Annotated in this window: 1 pseudogene; it reads right to left on the bottom strand. The window is 57.4% G+C overall.

Going from position 1 to position 500, the window contains the following annotated elements:
* Nucleotides 1–500: pseudogene (locus ACMHLI_RS23405) on the bottom strand (hypothetical protein); the annotation flags it as partial.

The raw sequence follows: 500 nt of genomic DNA, 5'->3' as shown, positions 1-500 counted from the left end.
GACCTGCGAATTCTTGCCCGAAAATTCCGCCAGCAGGCGCGGACCTTCCCACAGGAAACGCGTTTCCCTTTCGCTGTGCTTTTCAGCATCAGCCGTCACGCCGTCCATGCGCTGATAGCGTACCCGCTTGCTGATACGTCTTCCAAGCGGGTCATAACAAAAGCTAGCGACACATTCCGGTTGCGTATGACTGATGGGTTGATGCAGCACTTCCACCAGCCGGTGTTCGCTGTCGTAACGGTAACGCCAGCGTTGATTGTGGGTACTTTTTTGGGTGGTTCTGCCGTAAATGTCGTACTGGTAATCAACGTCGTTATGCTGTGCCACGCGGTTGTGCGGCCATGAGGCGATGTTGAGAGCCGTATCCAGCGGGTTGGAGGCCGGGTCGTAACGAAAAAACTGCGGTTCGGCGGAGATATCGTCATGGCCGGTGAGGCGGTCCGCGTCGTCATAGTGATAACGCACGTCGCTGAACGGCACGGCGCTGCGCACGCCCGTCA

The organism is Rahnella inusitata, assembly GCF_965118895.1.
GTDB classification, from domain to species: Bacteria; Pseudomonadota; Gammaproteobacteria; order Enterobacterales; family Enterobacteriaceae; genus Rahnella; species Rahnella inusitata_A.
The sequence above is the reverse complement of the archived record's forward strand: the minus strand, read 5'-3'. Positions and strand labels throughout refer to the sequence as shown.